This window comes from Pseudomonas putida (genome assembly GCF_050990305.1).
Lineage (GTDB): Bacteria > Pseudomonadota > Gammaproteobacteria > Pseudomonadales > Pseudomonadaceae > Aquipseudomonas > Aquipseudomonas putida_AH.
Genome location: NZ_CP158817.1, coordinates 1,664,499 through 1,687,580, shown reverse-complemented (window position 1 = coordinate 1,687,580; position 23,082 = coordinate 1,664,499). Strand labels below are relative to the sequence as shown.

Annotated in this window: 12 protein-coding genes; 9 read left to right on the top strand and 3 right to left on the bottom strand. The window is 61.0% G+C overall.

Translation table 11 applies throughout. From position 1 onward, the window contains the following. Positions 1 to 101 precede the first annotated feature (101 nt). Both lapG and lapD read left to right on the top strand, forming a co-directional pair. Complete coding sequence (gene lapG, locus ABTV22_RS07825) at positions 102 to 809, top strand: cysteine protease LapG (RefSeq protein WP_433739316.1); 708 nt, start codon at positions 102 to 104, stop codon at positions 807 to 809. A gap of 22 nt (positions 810 to 831) precedes the next feature. Then, positions 832 to 2,772, top strand: coding sequence for a cyclic di-GMP receptor LapD (lapD, locus tag ABTV22_RS07820; protein WP_433739315.1), 1,941 nt, complete (start codon positions 832 to 834; stop codon positions 2,770 to 2,772). A 98-nt stretch (positions 2,773 to 2,870) separates the two neighbouring features. Here lapD and ABTV22_RS07815 read toward each other — a convergent pair whose 3' ends face one another. After that, positions 2,871 to 10,730 carry a retention module-containing protein gene (locus ABTV22_RS07815; protein WP_433739314.1) on the bottom strand — a complete coding sequence of 2,620 codons (7,860 nt, stop codon included), beginning with the start codon at positions 10,728 to 10,730 and terminating at the stop codon, positions 2,871 to 2,873. A gap of 595 nt (positions 10,731 to 11,325) precedes the next feature. Here ABTV22_RS07815 and ABTV22_RS07810 point away from each other — a divergent pair. The 3 genes from ABTV22_RS07810 to ABTV22_RS07800 all read left to right on the top strand — a co-directional run bounded on the left by ABTV22_RS07810 (position 11,326) and on the right by ABTV22_RS07800 (position 16,520). Next, on the top strand, positions 11,326 to 12,684 hold the full coding sequence (locus tag ABTV22_RS07810; protein WP_433739313.1) for a TolC family outer membrane protein: 1,359 nt from the start codon (positions 11,326 to 11,328) through the stop codon (positions 12,682 to 12,684). Between the two features lie 126 nt (positions 12,685 to 12,810). Then, positions 12,811 to 14,970 (top strand): type I secretion system permease/ATPase, encoded by a 2,160-nt coding sequence (locus ABTV22_RS07805; protein WP_433739312.1) that lies wholly within the window; start codon positions 12,811 to 12,813, stop codon positions 14,968 to 14,970. 185 nt (positions 14,971 to 15,155) lie between these two features. Continuing rightward, positions 15,156 to 16,520, top strand: a complete 1,365-nt coding sequence (locus tag ABTV22_RS07800) for an HlyD family type I secretion periplasmic adaptor subunit (RefSeq protein ID WP_433739311.1) — start codon at positions 15,156 to 15,158, stop codon at positions 16,518 to 16,520. A gap of 140 nt (positions 16,521 to 16,660) precedes the next feature. Here the strand turns inward: ABTV22_RS07800 and ABTV22_RS07795 are convergent, their stop codons facing one another. Both ABTV22_RS07795 and ABTV22_RS07790 read right to left on the bottom strand, forming a co-directional pair. After that, positions 16,661 to 17,257 (bottom strand): tRNA-uridine aminocarboxypropyltransferase, encoded by a 597-nt coding sequence (locus tag ABTV22_RS07795; protein WP_433739310.1) that lies wholly within the window; start codon positions 17,255 to 17,257, stop codon positions 16,661 to 16,663. 19 nt (positions 17,258 to 17,276) lie between these two features. Next, complete coding sequence (locus ABTV22_RS07790; protein ID WP_007984914.1) at positions 17,277 to 18,170, bottom strand: LysR family transcriptional regulator; 894 nt, start codon at positions 18,168 to 18,170, stop codon at positions 17,277 to 17,279. Between the two features lie 325 nt (positions 18,171 to 18,495). Here ABTV22_RS07790 and speB point away from each other — a divergent pair, with 325 nt between their 5' ends. From speB to ABTV22_RS07770, 4 genes are all read left to right on the top strand, one after another. Further along, positions 18,496 to 19,446: an agmatinase gene (gene speB / locus ABTV22_RS07785; RefSeq protein WP_433739309.1), complete on the top strand. Its 951-nt coding sequence runs from the start codon at positions 18,496 to 18,498 to the stop codon at positions 19,444 to 19,446. Positions 19,447 to 19,455: 9 nt separating this feature from the next. Next, positions 19,456 to 19,878 carry a YybH family protein gene (locus ABTV22_RS07780; protein WP_433739308.1) on the top strand — a complete coding sequence of 141 codons (423 nt, stop codon included), beginning with the start codon at positions 19,456 to 19,458 and terminating at the stop codon, positions 19,876 to 19,878. 55 nt (positions 19,879 to 19,933) lie between these two features. Further along, positions 19,934 to 21,445, top strand: a complete 1,512-nt coding sequence (locus ABTV22_RS07775; protein ID WP_433739307.1) for a purine-cytosine permease family protein — start codon at positions 19,934 to 19,936, stop codon at positions 21,443 to 21,445. Between the two features lie 190 nt (positions 21,446 to 21,635). Continuing rightward, positions 21,636 to 23,015: a sodium:solute symporter gene (locus tag ABTV22_RS07770; protein WP_433739306.1), complete on the top strand. Its 1,380-nt coding sequence runs from the start codon at positions 21,636 to 21,638 to the stop codon at positions 23,013 to 23,015. The last annotated feature ends 67 nt before the right edge of the window (positions 23,016 to 23,082 follow it).

The following is a 23,082-nucleotide window of genomic DNA, read 5'->3' as shown; positions in this document are numbered from 1 at the left end:
AGTTGGCGGGTTCTGTTGTTCGAGGCGTCGTCCGACGACCTGCCCTCCCTCGCCGTAAACACCACCTAGACTTCAGGCAACCTGCATCCGAGCAGTCAGACATGCCCCGCAGTCCGCGTAGTCCAGGATGGCCAGCGCTCCGGCTTCGGTTCGGCGGATGGTTGTTGCTGACCGCTTTTCTGCTGGCCGAGCTGGGGAACGTCTGGGCCAACTGGAATTTTGCGCAGATCCTGCAAACCGCCGAAAAGCGCTACGGCACGCTCGGCCCGGCGCGGGGGCGAATCGAAGCCTGGAATCAGATGCTCCAGGGCGAGCACGATGCACCTGAGCGCGAGCAGCTGTCGGCGGTCAATCGCTTCTTCAACCAGCAACTGAATTTTCAGGACGACATGCGCATTTGGCGTCAGACCGATTACTGGGCCACGCCCATCGAATCCCTGGTCAAGGGTGCGGGGGACTGCGAGGACTACGCCCTGGCGAAATATTTCAGCTTGCGCGAGCTCGGGATTCCCAGCGAAAAACTGCGCATCACCTACGTCAAGGCGCTGAACCAGAACCAGGCGCACATGGTGCTGACGTTCTACAGCAGCCCCACCGCTGACCCGCTGGTGCTGGATAATCTGATCGGCGACATCCGCCCCGCCTCACAGCGCAAAGACTTGCTGCCGGTGTACGCCTTCAATGCCGAGGGCCTCTACCTGCCGGGTGCCAACGGCGGAAAACGCAGCAGCGACTCGAAAAAACTGTCGCGCTGGCAAGACGTATTGCAAAAGATGCAGGCCGAAGGCTTCCCTGTGGGCGACGGCTAAAGACTGCAGCAAGGAGCATTCAATGAAACTGCGTAATCAGTTGTTTTTAGCCATCTGCCTGTTCCTGCTGGTGGCTTTCAGCGGCAGTTTTTTTGTCAGTCTGGAAAGCTCTCGCGAACAGATGCTTGGCCAGTTGCGCTCCCACGCCCAGGATGCGGCCACCGCGCTGGGCCTGTCGCTGACCACGCAGATCGATGACCCGGCCATGATGGAGTTGATGGTCAGCTCGATTTTCGACAGTGGTTACTTCAGCAGCATTCGTATCGTCGATGTCGAGGGTGAGCAGGTGCTGGTGGAGCGCAATGCTCCTGCGCGGATCGAGGGCGTGCCGGGCTGGTTTGTCACTCTAGTCAATCTGCGTCATCAGGGCGGTGACGCGTTGATCATGCGCGGCTGGGAGCAGGCCGCACGGGTGGAAGTGCTGAGCAACCCGCAATTTGCCCTGGCCAAACTCTGGGACAGCACCCTGGGCAGCCTGATCTGGTTGCTGGTGTGCGGGCTGCTCAGCGCCGTGTTCGGTGGCTGGTTGCTGCGTCGACAGCTTCGTCCGCTCGAAACCCTGGTCAAGCAAGCCGAGGCCATCAGCAAGCGCGAGTTTCTCAGCCTGCCGAAACTGCCCCGCACGCCGGAATTGAAACGCGTGGTGCTGGCGATGAATCAGATGGTCGAGAAGCTAAAGGCACTGTTCAACGAAGAGGCGGCACGCAGTGAAAAGCTGCGCAGCGAGTCCTACCAGGACAGCCTGACCGGGCTGGCCAACCGGCGCTTGCTGGATGAACAACTGGCGGACCATTTGCTGGTGGCCGAGCAGCATAGCGACGGTCATCTACTAATGTTGCGGATCAACGACCTGGCCGGGCTCAATCAACGCTTGGGTGGTCAGCGCACCGATGCATTGATCAGTGCCGTCGCAGAATTACTCAAGCGCTTGACTCAATTGCCGCAGCGACGCACCTGGCTGGCGGCGCGCAACCGCGGGGGTGAATTCAGTCTGCTGGCACCTGGGCTGAGCACCGAGGACGCCGCGCGCCTGGCCGCCGAAATCAGTGCCACCCTGGAAAACCTGCGTCAGACCGGTGCCAGTGACTGCATACCGGTCGCGCATGTGGGCATCGTGGCCTACCGCCCCGGCGAACCGGCCAGCAACGTACTGATGCGCCTTGATCAAGCGTTGACCCAGGCCCGACAAATCCCCGAACGCCCCTGGGTGCAACTGAGCCACGACCAGAGTGCACCGAACCACTCCCAACACGACTGGCGCCTCTGGATCGACGACGCCCTGACCCAAGGTAAATTGCAGCTGTATTTTCAGCCGGTGGTGCAATGCGCCGATACCAGCCAGGTGCTGCATCACAAAGTCCTAGCGCGCCTGCTCGACCCGCAGGGCCAAGCGATTACCGCCAGCCACTTTCTGCCCTGGATCGAGCGCTTGGGTTGGTCGGCACGCTTCGACCTGGCCATGCTCGAAGCGACCCTTGATTACCTGGCGGTCAATCGCTGGCCGCTGGCATTGAGTCTGTCGGGCAGTACCTTGCGCGATCAGTCACAGCTGCGACTGATCCTGGACATGCTCGAATCACTGCCGGAACTGGCGCCGTTGTTGATCCTGGAAATCGACGAACGCCAACTGCCACCACCCGAAGAACTGCATCGGCTGAGCCATAGCCTGCTCGAAACCGGCTATCGCATCGGCCTGCAGCATTTTGGCGGCAGCTTCAGCCAGATCGGCAACCTCACTCAACTGGGCCTGGCTTATTTGAAAATCGACGGGGCCTATATCCGGCATATCGATGAGCAACGGGATAAACGGCTGTTTATCGAGGCCATCTTCAGAGCGACCAACAGCATTGATTTGCCGTTGATTGCGGAAATGGTCGAGACCCAAGGGGAGTTGGAGTCGATTAGGGAGCTGGGGGTATATGGGGTGATGGGCCGGTTGATCGGGCCACCGGAACCGATGTGAACTGAACTGTAGGAGCTGCCGCAGGCTGCGATCTTTTGATCTTAAACAACTAAATCAAAAGATCGCAGCCTGCGGCAGCTCCTACAGGGGGACTCGCACTACACAGTATCCACCTTCAACGAATGGTCATTGAGCATGCCGTTGATGATGGTGGCCGAATCCGCACCGGAGATTACCCCGCCCGCCCCTGGCGTCACACCGTAATGGCTGGCCAGGTTGACGCCGGCCAGATCGATGGTCTGGTTCGGTGCCGCGCCAGCCATGGCACTGACGTCAATGCTGGTCACCAGTGACGCGCCGCTGCCACTGACGGTGAAGTGCAGGTAGTCATCCAGCGAGCCTGCGGTGTTGTTCTCCCCTTGCAGCAGTTGCGACAGATCAAGCTTGTCGGTGCCGGGCGTGAAGTCGGTGATCACGTCATGACCACTGTTGCCCTTGAGCCACTGGAAGGTGTCGGCGCCACTGCCACCGGTCAGGGTGTTGTTGCCCAGGCCGCCAATCAAGAAGTCATCACCCCCTCCACCGTTGAGTACATCGTTACCCAGACCTCCAGTGATGACGTTGGCGTTGTTGTCGCCGGTCAGGTTGTCGTTGTAGTTGGAGCCGACGAGGTTTTCGATGCCCGTCAGGGTATCGGTGCCGGCGCCCAGGGTGTTTTGCGCACCAGTGATGCCCAGGTTGACCGTGACACCTGCGGTGGCATGGGCATAGCTGACGGTGTCATTGCCGGTGCCGCCGTCGAGCAGATCCGTGCCCGTCCCGCTGAACAGCAAGTCATTGCCAGCGCCGCCATGCAACTCGTTGGTGCCGTTGCCCGCCATGAGGATGTCGTTGCCGTCACCGGCATTGAGGATGTTGTCGCCATCGCCCGCCACCAGCGTGTCGTTGCCGGCGGTGCCCGTGAGGGTGTGGCCTTCCTGATAGCTGATGGTCACGTTGGCGCTGTCGCTGCCGCCATGGTTGTCGCTGGTGGTGTAGGTGCCGTGATAGTCCGGGGTGGTGTCATGGGCCCCGGAATAGTCGAGCTTCATCGTCAGTTGGTAGCTTTCGTTGTTGCTCGCGTCCTTGCCGCCTTCGGTGTTGGTGATGTTGGTGATGTGGATCTGGTACGCACCGTCCGATGCTGCGGTGATGGTCTGACCATCGGCCAGCGCAATCCAGGCGCCGCCATCGATGGAGTACTCCATGGTGATATGGCCGGCGGCCAGGTTGTGGTCCAGGTTGAGGGTTTCACCTTGCTTGAGGTTGACGGTGATGCGGTCCTCATCGTTGGCGTTGGCATTCGTGACTGGGCCCAGATAGCCACTGATCACCAGCAACGCCGTCATCGTTGCGGTATTGGCCGCGAACGAGCCACGCACGTTGTCCAGGTTCTGGTTGCTCGGTTTGACACCGTTACCAGAGAAGTCGATCGCCCCCGTGCCCTTGAAGTCCGCGGCTTTGCTGACCCAACCGGTGTTGAAGTTGGTCGGCGATGCATTCAACGGATCGCCATCGGGATCGGTGTCGTTGGCCAGCAACAACTCAGCCGGCACCGTGATGTTGCCCGACAGCACGTTGGTGATGATGTGATCGTCGGTGGCCACCGGTGCCGCGTTCGGAATGACCTTGACCACCAGCGTCGAGCTGGCCAGATCGCCGTCATTGTCGCTGAGGGTGAAACCGATGTTTTCGGTGAGCACCACCGAGGTGGTTTTCTGCGACACGTAGTTGTATTCGCCGGTATCGAGGTTCACCACCAGAGTGCCCTTGTTGTCGGTGGCGATGCTCAAGGTGTTGTTGACGGTGTTGAAGGTGCCATGGTTGGCGCCGCCGCTGAAAGCCAGCGAACCCTGGTTGCTGTTGCCTTTCGGATCGTAGGTGTAGGTGGTGCCATCGACCGTGATGGATTTGATAAACCCGCCGTCGGCCCCGAACGTACCGCCTTCGAGCAGCGAACCGGTGACCGGTGCGCCGATCACGGTGCCCGACAGCACCGAGTTGAGTTGACCCAGGTCGGTGACGATCACCGCATTGGTATCGGTGCCCGTGCCGGTGCTGCCGTCATAAGCCAGTGGATTGAGGTCCCCGCTGCTGACACCGGTACCCAGGCCGATCGCGTAGTTCTTGATGTGATTGTCGGTGAGGAATTGTTTCCAATCCGCTTCGTCCCCTCCGCCGATCGACCCTTCGTTGGGCTTGCCATCGGAGAAGAAGTAGCCGACGTTTTGTGCGCCCGTCAGTTTGCCACTGGTATTGAACGCGGTTTGTGCGACGTCGACCGCTGCGTCGTAGTTGGTACCGCCGCCTGACGACAAACCGGCAACAATCGACTTGGCGGTCGCAACGTCCACCCATATGGAAGTCTTGTCAGTGGCGTTGCTGCTGAACGTCACGATCTGCACTTTGACGTCGCCCAGATCGTCGTACTTGTCGAGCAGCGCACTGATCGCCTGCTTGGCCAGCTCCAGTCGCGTTAGCCCCGGTACGCCGGAAGCGTCGCCCATACTGCCGGACACATCGATCACCAGCAGCAGGTTGGTGTCGATCTCCACGGCCGCCACCGAACGTTCGGCACCCACGGCCTTGGGCACGTCATCGACGATGTTGACCACGATGGTGCTGGTGGTGCTATTGCCGCCCGCATCAGTGGCTTTGTAGGTGAAGGTGTCGGTCAGGGTGTTCGGGCCATCGTTGGCACCCGGCGAGGTTTTGGGTGCCGAGGTCAGGGTGTAGGTGTAGGTGCCGTTGGGGTTGAGCAGGATCTGTCCATACGTCCCGGTGGCGCTGCCGACCAAGGTGTAGGTGATCGCGCCCGCAGCACCGGTGACCGAGCCAACGAGGGTACCGCTGGCGGTTTCCCCGGTGTTGCCCGGTTCGCTGCCGGTGACAGTGCCGGCCGCCAGATCCTGACCGTCCTTACTCAAGTCCAGGGCTTTTTCGTAGACCGTCACGTCGGTGTCGGTCACGGCCTTGATGTTGCTGTTGCTGACATCAATGGTGATGGTGGTGGTGCTTTGATCCCCGTCGGCATCACGCACGGTGTAGGTGAACGTATCGGTCGCCCCTGCGGGACCGACCGAGTTCGGGTTGCTGTGATAGACCGCGTTACCCGCCGCATCCAGGGTCAGGTAACCATAATTGCCGTTGATCTGCGTGTTGAGCCCGCCCACAGCCGCGGTCGAGATGTTGCTGCCGGCGCGTACGCCGATGACCGCCGCCAGGCCGTCGGCGCCGCCAATGTCGTTGTCCAGCACGTTGCCGCTGACCGTGCCGCCTTCAATCACCGATTGGGTGTCCGCCTTGGCGGTTGGCAAATCATCGACGATGTTGACGTTGATCTGCCCGGACGCCGTGCTGCCGTCGGTGTCGATGGCCACGACATCCAGGTTTTCGGTGATGCTGTTAGCACCGTCGGCGTTCGGGTGGGTTTCGTTGTCGACCAGGGTGTAGCTGTAGCTCACCACGCCAGTAACTGGGTTGTAGCCAGTGATGGTCAGGGTGCTGCCCATGGGTGTTTCGATCGACTGCGGAATGCTCGCCGCGACCCCGTTGCTGACCAGCGCAATACCGCCCACGATCAAGGTTTGCAGGCCATCCAGTGCGGTAACGGTGAAGGTGCCACTCTGGGTCAGTTCCGGCGTATTAGGGTTGGTGCCATCGCTGAGGTGTTTTTCGTAGACCGTCAGCTCGCCGCAATCGACGTCCAGGCCTTTGATGATAACCAGGTCGTTGTTGTTATGGACGTTCAGCACTAGGTTGGCGGTGCTGATATCGCCATCGGCATCGGTGAGGGTATAGGTAAAAGTTTCCGTCCCGTTGCCGCCGCCATGCAAGCCTTTGAAACCTGCGTCATTGGCATTCAGGGTGTAGGTGTAAGTGCCATTGGCATTGAGCACCAATGTCCCGTAAGTGCCCGTGAAGGTGCCGGGGGTGATCGGGCCGCTGTTGGGGCCGGTGGCCACGGCATCGGCACCTTGCACATCATTGGTCAACACATTGCCGCTCAGGGTCAGTGCCGACTCCGAGGCGATGTTGGCATTGCTGTCATTCATCGCCTTGGGCACGTCATCGACAATGTCGACCACGATGGTGCTGGTGACCACGTTGCCCAGAGAATCCGTGGCCTGGTAGGTGAAGGTTTCGTGGGTGACGTTGGCGCCGTCATTGGCGTGGGGCGTGCTGCCTGGTGGCGAGGTCAGGGTGTAGGTGTAGGTGCCGTTGGGGTTGAGCTGGATTTGCCCATAGGCTCCGGTGGCGCTGCCGACCAGGGTATAGGTGATTGCCCCCACCGCGCCGCTGACCGAGCCGACCAATGTGCCGCTGGCGGTTTCGCCGGTGCTGCCCGGTTGGCTGCCGGTGACGGTGCCGGCGGCCAGGTCCTGGCCGTCCTTGTTCAGGTCCAGGGCTTTTTCGTACACGGTCACGTCGGTGTCGCTGACTGCTTTCAGGCAGCTGTTGGACACGTCGATGGTGATGGTGGTGGTGCTTTCGTCGCCATCAGCATCGCGCACAGTGTAGGTGAACACGTCCACCGCACCAGGGCCGCTCACGCTGTTCGGGTTGCTGTAATAGACCGCGTTGCCGTGGGCATCGAGGGTCAGGTAGCCGTAGGTGCCGTTGATCTGGCTGTTCAGGCCGCCGATGGCCGAGGTCGAAGTGTCCGAGCCGGCGCGCACGCCGACCACTGCCCCGCTAGCGGCCGGGCCGTCGGCGCCGCCGATGTCGTTGTCCAGCACGTTGCCGCTGACGATGCCGCCTTCCTGCACCGAATCGTGATCCGCCATGGCTTTCGGCACGTCATCGACGATGTTCACCACGATGGTGCTGGTGACCACGTTGCCCAGCGAATCCGTGGCCTGGTAGGTGAAGGTTTCGTGGGTGACGTTGGCGCCGTCATTGGCGTGCGGCGTGCTGCTTGGCGGCGAGGTCAGGGTGTAGGTGTAGGTGCCGTTGGGGTTGAGCTGGATTTGCCCATAGGCCCCGGTGGCGCTGCCGACCAGGGTATAGGTGATTGCCCCCACCGCGCCGCTGACCGAGCCGACCAATGTGCCGCTGGCGGTTTCGCCGGTGCTGCCCGGTTGGCTGCCGGTGACGGTGCCGGCGGCCAGGTCCTGGCCGTCCTTGTTCAGGTCCAGGGCTTTTTCGTACACGGTCACGTCGGTGTCGCTGACTGCTTTCAGGCAGCTGTTGGACACGTCGATGGTGATGGTGGTGGTGCTTTCGTCGCCATCAGCATCGCGCACAGTGTAGGTGAACACGTCCACCGCACCAGGGCCGCTCACGCTGTTCGGGTTGCTGTAATAGACCGCGTTGCCGTGGGCATCGAGGGTCAGGTAGCCGTAGGTGCCGTTGATCTGGCTGTTCAGGCCGCCGATGGCCGAGGTCGAAGTGTCCGAGCCGGCGCGCACGCCGACCACTGCCCCGCTAGCGGCCGGGCCGTCGGCGCCGCCGATGTCGTTGTCCAGCACGTTGCCGCTGACGATGCCGCCTTCCTGCACCGAATCGTGATCCGCCATGGCTTTCGGCACGTCATCGACGATGTTCACCACGATGGTGCTGGTGACCACGTTGCCCAGCGAATCCGTGGCCTGGTAGGTGAAGGTTTCGTGGGTGACGTTGGCGCCGTCATTGGCGTGCGGCGTGCTGCTTGGCGGCGAGGTCAGGGTGTAGGTGTAGGTGCCGTTGGGGTTGAGCTGGATTTGCCCATAGGCCCCGGTGGCGCTGCCGACCAGGGTATAGGTGATTGCCCCCACCGCGCCGCTGACCGAGCCGACCAATGTGCCGCTGGCGGTTTCGCCGGTGCTGCCCGGTTGGCTGCCGGTGACGGTGCCGGCGGCCAGGTCCTGGCCGTCCTTGTTCAGGTCCAGGGCTTTTTCGTACACGGTCACGTCGGTGTCGCTGACTGCTTTCAGGCAGCTGTTGGACACGTCGATGGTGATGGTGGTGGTGCTTTCGTCGCCATCAGCATCGCGCACAGTGTAGGTGAACACGTCCACCGCACCAGGGCCGCTCACGCTGTTCGGGTTGCTGTAATAGACCGCGTTGCCGTGGGCATCGAGGGTCAGGTAGCCGTAGGTGCCGTTGATCTGGCTGTTCAGGCCGCCGATGGCCGAGGTCGAGGTGTCCGAACCGGCGCGCACGCCGACCACAGCCCCACTGGCGGCCGGGCCGTCGGCGCCGCCGATGTCATTGTCCAGCACGTTGCCGCTGACGGTGCCGCCTTCCTGCACCGAGGTGGCGTCAGGTTTAGCCGTCGGCAAGTCGTCGACGATGTTGACGTTGATCTGCCCTGAGGCGGTACTGCCATCGGTGTCGGTCGCGACGACATTGAAATGCTCGGTGATGCTGTTGGCACCGTTGGCGGTCGGATGAGCTTCGTTATCCACCAGGGTGTAGCTGTAGTTGACCACGCCAGTGGTCGGGTTGTAGCCGGTGATGGTCAGGGTACTGCCCAGCGGGGTAGTAATCGACTGCGGGAAACCCGCGGCCACGCCACCGCTCACCAGTGTGATTCCGCCCACGGTCAGGGTTTGCAGGCCATCAAGCGCGCTAACGGTGAACGAGCCGCTTTGGGTCAGCGCGGAGGCATTGGGGCTGGTGCCATCGCTGAGGTTTTTCTCGTAGACCGTCAACTCGCCGCCTTCGACGTTCAGGCCGTTGAGGGTCACCCCATCATCGTTGTTGTGGATGTTCAGCACCAAGTTGGCGGTGCTGGTATCGCCGTCGGCATCGGTGAGTGTGTAGGAGAAGGTCTCGGTGCCATTGCCACCGCCGTGCAGGGCTTTGAAGTCCGCATCGTTGGTGTTCAGGGTGTAGGTGTAGGTGCCGTTGGCATTGAGCACCAGGGTGCCGTATTTGCCGACGAAGGTACCGGCGGTGATCGGACCGGCATTTTCACCGACCGCTACCCGGTCCGCGCCCTGCACGTCGTTGGTCAGCACGTTGCCGTTCAGGGTCAGTTGGGTTTCGGACGCTGTGCCATTGCTGTCATCGACCGCTTTGGGCACGTCGTCGGTGATGTTGACGTCCAGGGAACCGGTGACCGTGTCGCCATTGCTGTCGCCGGCCACCACGGTGAAATGTTCGCTGAGGGTGGTGCCGTTACCGGTGGTATGGGATTCGCTGCCATTGAGGGTGTAGCTGTAGCTGACCACGCCGGTGGCCGGATTGTAACCGGTGATGGTCAGGGTACTGCCCAGGGCCGTGGTGATCGACTGCGGGAAACCTGCGGCGACGCCGCCGCTGATGACATTGATTCCGCCAATGCTCAGGCTGGTCAGCCCGTCTGGCGCGGTGACAGTGAACGTACCGTTCTGGGTCAGCGCCCCGGGATTGCGCGCCGAGCCGTCGGGCAGATTGGCTTCGTTGAGGGTCAACTCGCCGCCCTGCACCGTCAGGCCGCTGAGCGTAACGGGATTGTTGACGACGGGCGTGACCACCGGCGCATCGACGACCGCCGCAATGTCGGGATTGCCATCGTGGCGTTCTTCGGGAAGTTCGGGGATGCCATTGAATCCGGCGGTGGGGAAGCCAATGGTCGGATCGACTCGCCCGCCGACTTCTTCAAGCAGTACAAAACTGTGGCCCCCGCCTGCGGCACCACCAGGCCCGGTAGAGCCCGGTCCGGCCGCCGTGGCTTCAGCGGTTTGGGTCGGGTCGTCACCGGCAGCAATGGCTTTTTGCAGTTGCTCGACATCGCTCAATTGCGACTGGCTCGGCGTCACCGCCTCGCCCGATTCCACGTGAGGCGATTGATTGGCCAGCAACTGCGCATTCATCTGCAGGCTGCTGCCCCGTCCGAGGGTCAGTTCCTGGCCATTTTGCAGTTGCACCGCCACGGCACCTTCGGCCCCGGTATTGAGTTGATCACCGGCGAACAATCGGTCGCCCTCGATCAGCATGCGGCGTGTGCCGTCGCCCGCCACCGCGAACACCTGACCGATGACTTTACTGACGATACCGATGAGCGTAGCCATGTGCATTTCCTCCGCTGCCAACCGCTGTCGGCACCTTTTTTATTGCGGAGAGCATGCTCATGGATGGCTCAAGCGGGTTGCCCGGCGGATCGCCTGCCATTCAGCGGCATTTTCTGACTAGCCGCTGCCCCGGCGGCGACCGCGCCCGGCGTGTTGCTCGCAGGTATCGTCTACGAACGGCGTAAACCCTTTGCAATCAATGGCATTGGGTAGCACGTCCAAGAAAACTTGCCCTGCGAGCGATGCGTAACAGTCCTGAATCACCAGAGTGACAAAATTCCGTCACCCGTATTCCGTTACGCTTCCCTCCCCTCCAGCACTTCTCCGCCCTATGTCGATAAATGGATCGGAACTTTTCACCAGCCCTGGCGAGCGCCCTAAAGCTCATAAATCAAGGGCTTTCGAGATGAACAATGTGCTGGATTTCACGAAGCTCATAAGTTTTTTTTTGCATAAGTCTTATGAAAAATAGTTCTTAGCTTCTCCCCAGAATGTTCTTAGCTCTGTTGTTAAGAGGGTGAAACGGTTTACCCATAAAAGTCGTCAAATAATTGGCGACGAATAAAGCACCATCAGGACTTCAGGGAGATTCACCATGCGCCTTTTAACCCCCCTATGCAGCGCGGTTCTATTGGCCATGGCCTGCTCATCTCAAGCTCACGCCATGTCGCTGACTGAGGCGATCCAGAGCACCATCGCCACCCACCCGGATCTAGCGTCGCGGGTGGACAGCCGTCTGTCGGCTGATGAAGACGTCAAGGTCGCGAAAGGGGGCTTTTATCCATCTGTCGATTTGAATGCCGCGTACGGGCGCGGGTACAGTGATAACACCAATACCCGGGCGTTCGGCGATCACCACACGGCAATCCTCAACTACACCCAATCGGAACTGCGCCTGCGGCAGATGATCTTCGACGGTTTCAATACCGCCAATGAAGTCGAGCGCACCAAAGGCGTGGTCAACTCCCGGGCCTATTACGCCCAAGGCACCGCCCAGGACCTGGCCCTGCGCACCATCGAGGTCTACCTCGAAGTGCTCAAGCGCCGTGAACTGGTGACGCTGGCCAAGAACAACCTGCAAGCGCACCTGCGGGTCAACGACCAGATCGGCCTGCGTACCCAACGTGGTGTCGGCAGCACCGCCGACGCCGACCAGTCCACCGCCCGTCGGGCGCTGGCGGAGAACAACCTCGACACCGCCGAAGTGGACCTGGCCGATGCCGAGTCAAATTTCTACGCCGTCGTCGGGCGCATGCCCGATGAACTGGAAGCACCGCCCTCGACCCGCGGTGAAGTGCCGGGCACCTTGCAGGAAGCCCAGCAAAGCATGGTGGACAATAACCCGTACCTGAAGTCCGCCCAGGCCGACGTGCAATCGGCCGAGAGCCAGTACGAGGTCGCCAAGTCGCCGTTTTACCCACGCCTGGACGGTGAAGCCGCTGTAGGCGCGAACAACAACATCGCCGGCGACGAAGGCCATGACAACGAATGGCGGGTCGGTGTGGTGATGAACTACAACCTGTTCCGCGGCGGCAGCGACAAGGCGCGCCTGCAATCGGACGCACACAAGATCAACCAGGCGATGGACATCCGCAATAACGCCCTGCGCCAGCTCAACGAAAACATCCACCTGGCCTGGAATGCCATGGTCAACGCCAAGAAACAAACCCCGACCGCCCGTGAATACGCCGATACCAGTAAGCGCGTACGCATGGCCTATCAGGATCAGTTCGGCCTCGGCCAACGTACCTTGCTCGACCTGCTGGACAGCGAAAACGAACTCTACAACGCCAATCGCCGCTACACCGAAGTGCGCTACACCGAAGAGTTTTCGATGTACCGTGTATTGGCAAATATGGGCCAGTTGCTGAGCAAACAGCGGGTCGTGCTGCCCGCCGATGCGATCGCCCAGAGCGAAGTAAAAAACGAAGCGCGTTTGCCTGAACTCAAATGAAATAACCCCGTGTAGGAGCTGCCGCAGGCTGCGATCTTTTGACTTTGCCGTTGAACAAACATGAGCAAAAGATCGCAGCCTGCGGCAGCTCCTACAGTGAGTTGTGCAAATAAGGGAGCGATCAATGTGACCAGCATGGAACCCGGCAACACCGGTGTCGATCCGCGCCTGAGTTTCGATGACCCGCTTTTGGATGGTCTGTTGATCCTCTGCAAACTCCACGGCGCGACGGTCAGCCGCGCCAGCCTCAGTGCCGGGCTGCCAATGGCACACCAACGCCTGAGCCTGGACTTGCTGCCGCGCGCAGCGGCCCGCGCCGGTTTGCAGGCGCGCTTGCTGCGCCGCGACCTCAAGGACATTTCCCCGCTCAACCTGCCCGTCCTGTTGCTGCTGAACAATGGCCGCACCGCTGTCATGCGCCGCATCGGCGAAGGCGGCCGGGTGCTGATCCTGCCCAGCGAAGCCGACGGCGGCGAACAGTGGATCACCCCGCAAGAACTGGAAGAGCATTACGCCGGCCAGGCCCTTTTCGCCAGGCCTCGGCATGAACTCGAAGACCTGCGTTCGCCACTGGTGCCGCGGGTGCAGGCCTGGTTTCGCGACACCCTCAAACTGTCGAAATGGTTGTACAGCGATGCGATCCTGGCGAGTTTCCTGATCAACCTGCTGGGCCTGATGGTCCCGCTGTTCGTGATGCAGACCTACGACCGCGTGGTGCCGAACCAGGCCACCTCGACCCTGTGGGTGTTGTCCATCGGCTTGCTGATCGGCACCGCGTTCGAATTGGTGCTGCGGGTGGTGCGCGCACATTTGCTCGACACCGCCGGGAAGAAAACCGACGTGATCCTGTCGGCAACGCTATTCGAGCGCATCACCGGCATGGCGATGAAAGCGCGGCCGGCGACCATCGGCGGGTTTGCCCAGAGCATTCATGATTTCCAGGGGCTGCGGGAATTTCTCACCGCGGTCACTCTCACCAGCCTGATCGACCTGCCCTTCGCCTTACTGATGCTGCTGGTGATCGGTTTGCTCGGCGGCTGGCTGGTGGTGATTCCGATCCTGGCGTTTCCGATTACGATCATTTTCGCCATGGTGATACAGGCGCGCCTACGGGACACCGTGCAAAAGAGTCTCAGCCTCGGTGCCGAACGCCAGGCCCTGTTGATCGAGACCCTCGGCGGCCTGGAAACCCTCAAGGCTTGCAGCGCCGAAAGCGAACGCCAGCACAAATGGGAAAGCACCCACGGCGCCCTCACCCGCCTCGACAGTCATGCACGCAACCTGGCGGCGCTGGCGACCAACGGCACCCTGTTCATCCAGCAATTCTCCGGCATGGCGACCATCGTCGCCGGGGTCTACAGCATCATTGCCGGCAACCTCAGCGTGGGCGCGCTGGTGGCGACCTATATGCTTGGCAGCCGGGTACTGGCGCCGTTGGGGCAGATCGCCGGGTTGATCACCCGCTACCAGCAAGCGCAATTGACCATGAAAAGTACCGACGCGCTGATGTCGCTGCCCCAGGAACGAGACGCCCGGCAACGGCCGCTGGAACGCACGCAACTGCAAGGCGCGCTGGATGTCACCGGCGTGACCTTCCACTACAACGGCCAGAGCGCTCCAGCGCTGGCCAATGTCAGTTTCAGCGTCAAGCCTGGTGAGCGGATCGGCATCATCGGCCGCAGCGGCTCGGGCAAAAGTACCCTGGCGCGACTGGTGATGGGGTTCTACGAACCTGCCGAAGGCCAATTGCTGCTCGATGGCCTGGACCTGCGGCAATTGGACGTGGCCGACCTGCGCCATCAAATCGGCTACGTGGCTCACGACCTGCCGCTGCTCGCCGGCAGCCTGCGCGACAACCTGACCCTCGGCGCGCGCTACATCAACGATTCGCGCATGCTCGAAGTGGCGGAACTGACCGGTGTCACAGAGCTCGCCCGGCAACACCCACAAGGCTTCGACCGGCCCGTAGGCGAACGCGGACAATTGCTGTCCGGCGGTCAACGCCAGGCGGTATTGCTCGCCCGAGCCCTATTGCTTGACCCGCCGATCATGCTGCTCGACGAGCCCACCAGCGCCATGGACAACAGTAGCGAAGATGTATTGCGGCAAAAACTTCATGGCCTGGTCCAGGGCAAGACCGTGCTGTTGGTGACCCACCGAACGTCGATGCTCAGCCTGGTGGATCGGCTGATCGTGCTGGATAACGGGCGAGTCGTTGCCGACGGGCCGAAAGAAACGGTCATCGATGCACTGCGCAAGGGCCGCGTCGGCTCTGCGCCAGTCTAGGAGTCGCCCATTGCACAACCTGTGGCGAGGGAGCTTGCTCCCGTTGGGTTGCGAAGCAGCCCGCTCGTTGTGTCAGTTGCAATGCGTTGACAGGATTTATGACGGCTTCGCCGCCAAACGGGAGCAAGCTCCCTCACCACAGGTTTGTGCTCGGTATTATTTCTCCTAATTGACGGGTATCGCCCATGTCTGCTCAAACGCCGGACTCAGCGCCTCGAGGCTACTTCAACAGCTTTTCAAAAAGCGCCGAAGCCGAATTCATGCCGGAAACCGCCGGCGCCTCGTTGCAGGACTCCCCGCGTTGGTCGCGGGTCACCGTGTGGCTGGCGGCGGCATTGCTGATCAGCGCCTTGGTCTGGGCCAAGTTCGCGGTGTTGCAGGAAGTGACCATGGGCGAAGGCAAGGCGATTCCGTCGAGCAAGGTGCAAGTGATCCAGAACCTTGAAGGCGGCATCGTCACCGAGATCTTTGTGCGCGAAGGACAAATGGTGAACAAGGGCGACACCCTGTTGCGCCTGGATGACACGCGCTACCTGTCGAACAAGGGCGAAAGCGAGGCCGACCGTTACGCATTGACCGCGCAAGTCGAGCGGTTGTCGGCGGAAGCCGAAGGCCGGCCCTTCAAGCTGTCGGATGAAGTGATTGCCAAGGCGCCCCAAGTGGCCGAAGACGAACGTTCGCTGTACGAACAGCGCCAGCGTCGACTGGCCAGCGAACAGCGCACACTGAGTGAGCAACTGCGGCAAAAAACCCAGGAACTGGCGGAATTTCGCTCCAAAGCCGCGCAATTCAACTCAAGCCTGGCGCTGGTCAATCAAGAGATGGCCATGTCCGAACCACTGGTCAAGACCGGTGCCGTTTCGCCAGTGGAAATCCTGCGGCTCAAGCGCAGCGCCGTGGAAATCCGTGGCTCGCTGAACGCCACCACCCTGGCGATTCCCCGGGCGGAATCAGCGATGGCCGAGATCAAGAGCAAGATCGATGAATCGGAACAAACCTTCCGCTCCGAGGCCGCCAAAGAGCTGAATGAAAAACGCACCGACCTGTCGAAAATCACAGCATCGAGCATCGCCATCGACGACCGCGTCAGCCGCACAACCGTGACCTCGCCAGTCAAGGGCATCATCAAGATGCTCAAGGTCAACACCATCGGCGGCGTGGTCCAGCCGGGCAGCGACATGGTGGAAATCGTGCCCCTGGAAGACAACCTGCTGATCGAGGCCAAAGTGCGGCCACAGGACGTGGCGTTCCTGCATCCTGGCCAGAAAGCCATGGTCAAGTTCAGCGCCTACGACTACACGATTTATGGTGGTCTGAGCGCCAAGCTTGAACTGATCGGTGCCGACACCATCACCGATGACAAGGGCAACAGCTTCTACCTGATCCAGGTGCGCACCGATAAAAACCACTTGGGAGGGGATGTGAAACCGCTGCTGATCATTCCGGGGATGGTGGCGACGGTGGATATCATTACCGGGGAGAAGACGGTGCTGGATTACCTGCTCAAGCCGGTGCTGAAAGCCCGGACGGAAGCGATGCGTGAGCGCTAGACATTATCCAAAAGCTGCAGTGATTGATTCGGCCTCTTCGCGGGCAAGCCTCGCTCCTACGAGTCATTCGTCGTTTTCGCGGCACACACAAACCCCGTAGGAGCGAGGCTTGCCCGCGAAGAGGCCGGAACTGACAGCGATCATTTCTCAGCATGATTACGCTGGAAAACCTCCTCCCCCATCGCCGTAATCTGCCCCTCGATCAACGCTTCGAACGGCTTCAACAACGCCTCGAATGAAGCCGGCGCCTCAAGCACCTGCAACGCCTGCACAATCGCCTCCACCGTCGACAACGCCCCCGGCCCCGGTGCCTTGCGCAGCCGATAGCGGGACACGCCGCCTTCGGCCAGGGTTACCCTCGGCAATGCCGCCAGCAGCGGATTCAAGTGCAGCATCTTGCGCGCCTTGCGCCAGGTGCCATCCGGAACCACCAGCAGCAATGGATCATCGGATTCGGTGTAAGCCTGCATCGGTTGCGCATCGTCGGCGGGAAACAACAAACGTGCCTGATAACCCGGCTGATTCAACAGCTTCGGCAGATCTTCGAAGACTTCGCCAACGATCAACTCGGCATTGTTCAAGCCCAACGCCGCAAGACGCGCGGTGTTCAACGCATGATTGACTTCGCTCGGGTGCTGCAACAGCAGCACCCGAGTACGACTGTCGAGGCTGGGAATCAACGGGCACAGGCAATGGCTTTGCGGGCGCAGGCAGCGGGGACATTGAGGTCTGGACATGTTGGCTTTTCCTTCAAGCTCAGGCCTGATTGAGCTGTGCTTTGAGCAGATCGCGAAAGGTCTGGATCAGTGGTTCGCGACTACGCCCCCGACGCACAATCATCGAAAACGGCGCCTGATAACCGAAGGTCGCCGGCAACAGCACCCGCAGGTCGCCCTTGTCGGCCCAGGCCTGGGCGTAATGCTCGGGCAAGTAACCGATGTAGGCGCCCGACAGAACCAAAATCAGTTGCGCCTCCATACTCTCCACCGTCGCCGCGCTGTGCTTGAAGCCATGGCGCGCCAGCTCGGCCTGACTCCAATAGCCGCGACCGACCATGCGCTGTTGGGTGATGACCTGCTCGGGAATGCGCCGTTCGTTGAACAGCGGATGCCGCGTGCTGCAATACAACCAATGCTGCTCGCGGTACAGCGGCATGTACACCAGGCCGCTCATGCGCGTGGAAAACGCGCCGATGGCCAGGTCCAGACGGTTGTCCTGCACCCCCAATTGCAGTTCGTAGGGACTCATCACCGACAAATGCAAATGCACCGCCGGGTGTTCCTGGCTGTAGGCGCCGATGGCTTCGGCGAACGGCAGGGCCTTGTCGCTGACGGTGGAGTCGATCACCCCCAGGTTCAGCGTACCGCGCAATTCGCCCTTGAGCGCGGCCGCGTATTGCTCGAAGCCTTCCAGCTCGCCTAAAAGGCGCAGGGTTTCCTGATGGAACAACTCGCCCTTGCTGGTCAGGCTGAAACCACCCCGGCCGCGATGGCACAGCACCAGCCCCAGCGCCGACTCGAGCTGGCTCATGTAGGTGCTGATGGCCGACGTAGAGAGGTTGAGCTCTTGCTGGGCGTTGGCGAATCCCTGATGCCGCACCACGCTGACGAAGATGCGTAATAGTTTCAGGTCGGGTAAAGCGTTGGCCATGGGGGCTCCGTACAGGGTTCGAGTGAGTCTGCGTTGACCGATTGGCGGTTGCTTCGCAACCGATCGCCAGCAAGCCGGCTCCTACCGGGCAATGTGAAACCTGTAGGAGCCGGCTTGCTGGCGATCAATGACCCCGCCGACGCATCTCGCAGCCGGGAAGTCTATCGCCGTCCTCGCCATTAGTTTAGAAAAATCTGAACTAAGTATTTGCGCGTAGCGATTCTTCCCGGCCACTACATTTCGCAGAATCGGCCCAAAGCAGGCGTCCATGCCTTCCGTGAGCGGCTGCCTGCATAAATAAAACAACGACGATGAGGCCCTACCCGTGGACAAGATTCTTCACCAACCACTGGGCGGCAACGAGATGCCACGCTTCGGCGGCATCGCCACCATGCTGCGACTCCCCCATGTACCTACCGCTGCCGGTCTGGACGCTGCCTTCGTAGGCGTGCCCCTGGACATCGGTACTTCGCTGCGCCCTGGCACCCGTTTCGGGCCGCGTGATATCCGCACCGAATCGGTGATGATCCGTCCATACAACATGGCCACCGGTGCTGCACCGTTCGACTCGCTGTCGGTTGCCGATATCGGCGACGTGGCGATCAACACCTTCAACCTGCTCGATGCCGTTCGCATCATCGAAGAGGCCTACGACAACATCCTCGAACACGATGTGATCCCGCTGACCCTGGGCGGCGACCACACCATCACCCTGCCGATCCTGCGTGCCATCCATAAGAAGCACGGCAAGGTCGGTCTGGTGCACATCGATGCTCACGCTGATGTGAACGATCACATGTTCGGCGAGAAAATCGCCCACGGCACCACCTTCCGTCGCGCCGTCGAAGAAGGCCTGATCGATCCAGACCGCGTTGTACAGATCGGTCTGCGCGCCCAGGGCTACACCGCTGACGACTTCAACTGGAGCCGCAACCAGGGCTTCCGTGTGGTCCAGGCCGAAGAGTGCTGGCACAAGTCCCTGGAACCGCTGATGGCCGAAGTTCGCGAGAAAGTCGGTGGCGGTCCGGTGTACCTGAGCTTTGACATCGACGGTATCGACCCGGCTTGGGCGCCAGGCACCGGCACCCCGGAAATCGGTGGTCTGACGACCATTCAGGCGATTGAAATCGTCCGTGGCTGCCAAGGCCTCGACCTGATCGGTTGCGATTTGGTAGAAGTCTCGCCCGCTTACGACACCACCGGCAACACCTCGCTGCTGGCCGCCAACCTGCTGTACGAAATGCTCTGCGTACTGCCTGGCGTAGTCCACCGCTGAGGATTGGTCATGACCGAACGCGATCAGGTTTTGAAAGCGGCCGCCGATCTGGTGTCCGCCTTCGCCCGTAACGATCGCGAAGCCTACTTCGGCGCATTCAGCGCCGATGCCAGCTTCGTGTTCTACACCCTCGAACAACCTCTGCTGTCGCGCGATGCCTATCAGGTGTTGTGGGACAGCTGGCGTTCGCAGGATGGCTTCGAGGTGCTGTCGTGCACCTCGAGCAACGCCTTCGTCAGCCTGCAGGGTGACGTGGCGATTTTTATCCATGACGTGGCCACCGAGCTGCGCATGCAAGGGGAGCAACACTTCAGCCAGGAGCGCGAGACGATTGTTTTCAAGAAACAAGCGTCTGGCCAAGAACAACAAGGCCTTTGGCTGGCCTGCCACGAACATTTATCCGCAATGCCGGAAGGGCTGCCAACCCCTTAGCCAACACAGGTGACGCTCACGCACGATGAGCGCGCCTTTATGATCGGAGCAGATCATGAATAACAAAAACAACGACCAAAGCCTTACACAAATTGAAACCCACGGGGTCGAGCAGATCCCGGACAACGAACGCACCGCAGGCCCGACGGACTTGTTCCGGATGATCTTCGGTGGTTCTAACACGTTTGCCACCGCCGTTCTCGGCAGTTTCCCGGTGCTGTTCGGCCTGTCATTCCAGGCTGGGGCCCTGGCGATTGTGCTGGGCGTGCTGCTCGGTTCGCTGATCCTGGCGCCGATGGGCCTGTTCGGTCCGATCAACGGCACCAACAATGCCGTGTCTTCCGGTGCACACTTCGGTGTTCACGGGCGAATCGTCGGTTCGTTCCTGTCGCTGTTGACCGCCATCGCCTTCTTCTCGCTCTCGGTATGGAGTTCGGGTGATGCGTTGATCGGTGGCGCCAAGCGCCTGATCGGCCTGCCGGAAACCGACCTGACCCTGGGCCTGGCCTACGGTCTGTTCGCGGTGCTGGTGCTTACTGTATGCATCTATGGCTTCCGTTTCTTGCTGTGGGTCAACAAGATCGCGGTATGGAGCGCCAGCCTGTTGTTCCTGCTGGGTGTCTTCGCCTTTGCCGGTCCATTCGATGTGAACTACGCCGGTACCGTGAACATGGGTCAGCCTGGTTTCTGGGCCGCCTTCATTGGTGCTGCGCTGGTGGCCATGAGCAACCCGATTTCCTTCGGTGCGTTCCTGGGTGACTGGTCGCGCTACATTCCGCGTGACACCCCTAAAGGCCGGATCATGGCCGCGGTGGTGCTTTCGCAGATCGCGACCTTCATCCCGTTCCTGTTTGGCCTGGTCACCGCCACCATCGTTGCGGTCAAGGCGCCGGACTACATCGCGGCCAACAACTACGTGGGTGGCCTGCTGGCGGTATCGCCAAACTGGTTCTTCCTGCCGGTGTGCCTGATTGCGGTGATCGGCGGCATGTCCACCGGCACCACTTCGCTGTACGGCACCGGGCTGGACATGTCCAGCGTGTTCCCACGGGTGCTGTCGCGGGTCAAGGCCACGCTGCTGATCGGCGTGATGTCGATCGCGTTCATCTTCATCGGTCGCTTCGCGGCGAACCTGGTGCAGAGCGTGTCGACCTTCGCCGTACTGATCATCACCTGCACCACTCCGTGGATGGTGATCATGATCATCGGCCTGGTGGTACGTCGCGGCTTCTATTGCCCGGATGACCTGCAAGTGTTCACCCGCGGCGAGAAAGGTGGCCGCTACTGGTTCAGCCACGGCTGGAACTGGCGTGGCCTGGGTGCCTGGATCCCGAGCGCAGCCGTCGGCCTGTGCTTCGTGAACCTGCCGGGGCAGTTTGTCGGACCACTGGGCGAAATGGCCGGCGGCATCGATATCAGCCTGCCGATCACTCTGGGCCTGGCCTCCGTGATGTACCTGACGTTGTTGAGCCTGTTCCCGGAACCGACTGCAGTGTTCGCCCCGAATGATTCACGCAACAAGAGCAAGGATTCGCTCGCTAAACCGGCGATGCGACAAGTCGCCTGATAAACGCATTACCTGTGGTTGACGCATGACCTGTAGGAGCGAGGCTTGCCCGCGAAGAATGATGACGCGGTCTGCCTGAAGGACCGCGGAGCACCCTTCGCGGGCAAGCCTCGCTCCCACAGGGATCGATGATTCCTCAGGAATTGATTTTTAGTTTCACCATAAAAAAGACAATCGGAGACACGCCATCATGGCTTTGGATTTATTCGTCGTACTCATCTACGCCGCCGCGATGCTGATACTCGGCTATTACGGCATGCGCAAGGCCAAGACCAACGAGGAATTTTTGGTCGCCGGTCGTAACCTCGGTCCGAGCTTGTACATGGGCACCATGGCGGCGACCGTCCTGGGTGGCGCGTCCACCGTGGGCACCGTACGCCTGGGCTACGTGCACGGCATCTCCGGTTTCTGGCTGTGCGCCGCACTGGGTTGCGGGATCGTCGCGCTGAACCTGTTCCTCGCCAAGCCGCTGTTGAAACTGAAGATCTACACCGTTACCCAGGTGCTGGAAAAGCGCTACAACCCGATGGCTCGCTCCGCGAGCGCCGTGATCATGCTGGCCTACGCGCTGATGATTGGCGTGGTTTCGATCCTGGCGATCGGCACCGTGCTGCAAGTGCTGTTCGGCCTGCCGTTCTGGATTTCGGTTCTGCTGGGCGGTGGCGTGGTCGTGGTCTACTCGGCAATCGGCGGCATGTGGTCCCTGACCCTGACCGACATCGTCCAGTTCGTCATCAAGACCGTGGGCCTGATGTTCATCCTGTTGCCAATCTGCCTGTACCGCGTCGGCGGCTGGGATCAGCTGGTGGCCAAACTGCCGGAGGCGAGCTTCAGCTTCACCACCATCGGCTGGGACACCATCATCACCTACTTCGTGATCTACTTCTTCGGCATCCTGATCGGTCAGGACATCTGGCAACGGGTGTTCACCGCCAAGACCGCCAAAGTCGCGCAGGTCGCCGGTACCGCTGCAGGTCTCTACTGCATCGTCTACGGCCTGGTTTGCGCCCTGATCGGCATGGCCGCTCACGTACTGATCCCGGATCTGGACAACGTCAACAACGCCTTCGCCGCCATCGTGAAACTGTCCCTGCCGGACGGTATCCGTGGTCTGGTTATCGCTGCCGCACTGGCCGCCATGATGTCCACCGCGAGCGCTGGCCTGCTGGCTGCCGCAACTACCCTGAGTGAAGACCTGCTGCCGAAACTGCGCGGCGGTAAAGAGTCGAGCCTGGGCCTGAACCGCCTGGTGACCCTGTTGACCGGTATTGTCGTGCTGGGTATCGCTCTGGTGGTGCACGACGTGATCAGCGCCCTGACCCTGGCCTACAACCTGCTGGTGGGCGGCATGCTGGTTCCGCTGATGGGTGCGATCTTCTGGAAACGCGCGACCACCGCCGGCGCCATCGCCAGCATGGGCCTGGGCTTCGCCACTGCCCTGCTGTTCATGGTCAAGGACGGTCTGGACGCCAACACCCCGATCTACTACAGCCTGGTTGCCAGTCTGGTGAGCTTCATCGTGGTGAGCCTGATGTCCCGCCGCCCGGTCGCGGTGGCCAGCGCCATCTAAGCTGAATATAACGACTTGATGCTTTCTTCGACGGGTGTGGCGTCGGTTGCCACACCCGTTTTTTTTC

What these genes read in the sequence shown, in the direction of transcription:
- lapG (WP_433739316.1), top strand. Translation starts at nt 102, where the DNA reads ATGCCCCGCAGTCCGCGTAGTCCAGGATGGCCAGCGCTCCGGCTTCGG.
- lapD (WP_433739315.1), top strand. Translation starts at nt 832, where the DNA reads ATGAAACTGCGTAATCAGTTGTTTTTAGCCATCTGCCTGTTCCTGCTG.
- ABTV22_RS07815 (WP_433739314.1), bottom strand. Translation starts at nt 10,730, where the DNA reads ATGGCTACGCTCATCGGTATCGTCAGTAAAGTCATCGGTCAGGTGTTC.
- ABTV22_RS07810 (WP_433739313.1), top strand. Translation starts at nt 11,326, where the DNA reads ATGCGCCTTTTAACCCCCCTATGCAGCGCGGTTCTATTGGCCATGGCC.
- ABTV22_RS07800 (WP_433739311.1), top strand. Translation starts at nt 15,156, where the DNA reads ATGTCTGCTCAAACGCCGGACTCAGCGCCTCGAGGCTACTTCAACAGC.
- ABTV22_RS07795 (WP_433739310.1), bottom strand. Translation starts at nt 17,257, where the DNA reads ATGTCCAGACCTCAATGTCCCCGCTGCCTGCGCCCGCAAAGCCATTGC.
- ABTV22_RS07790 (WP_007984914.1), bottom strand. Translation starts at nt 18,170, where the DNA reads ATGGCCAACGCTTTACCCGACCTGAAACTATTACGCATCTTCGTCAGC.
- ABTV22_RS07780 (WP_433739308.1), top strand. Translation starts at nt 19,456, where the DNA reads ATGACCGAACGCGATCAGGTTTTGAAAGCGGCCGCCGATCTGGTGTCC.
- ABTV22_RS07775 (WP_433739307.1), top strand. Translation starts at nt 19,934, where the DNA reads ATGAATAACAAAAACAACGACCAAAGCCTTACACAAATTGAAACCCAC.
- ABTV22_RS07770 (WP_433739306.1), top strand. Translation starts at nt 21,636, where the DNA reads ATGGCTTTGGATTTATTCGTCGTACTCATCTACGCCGCCGCGATGCTG.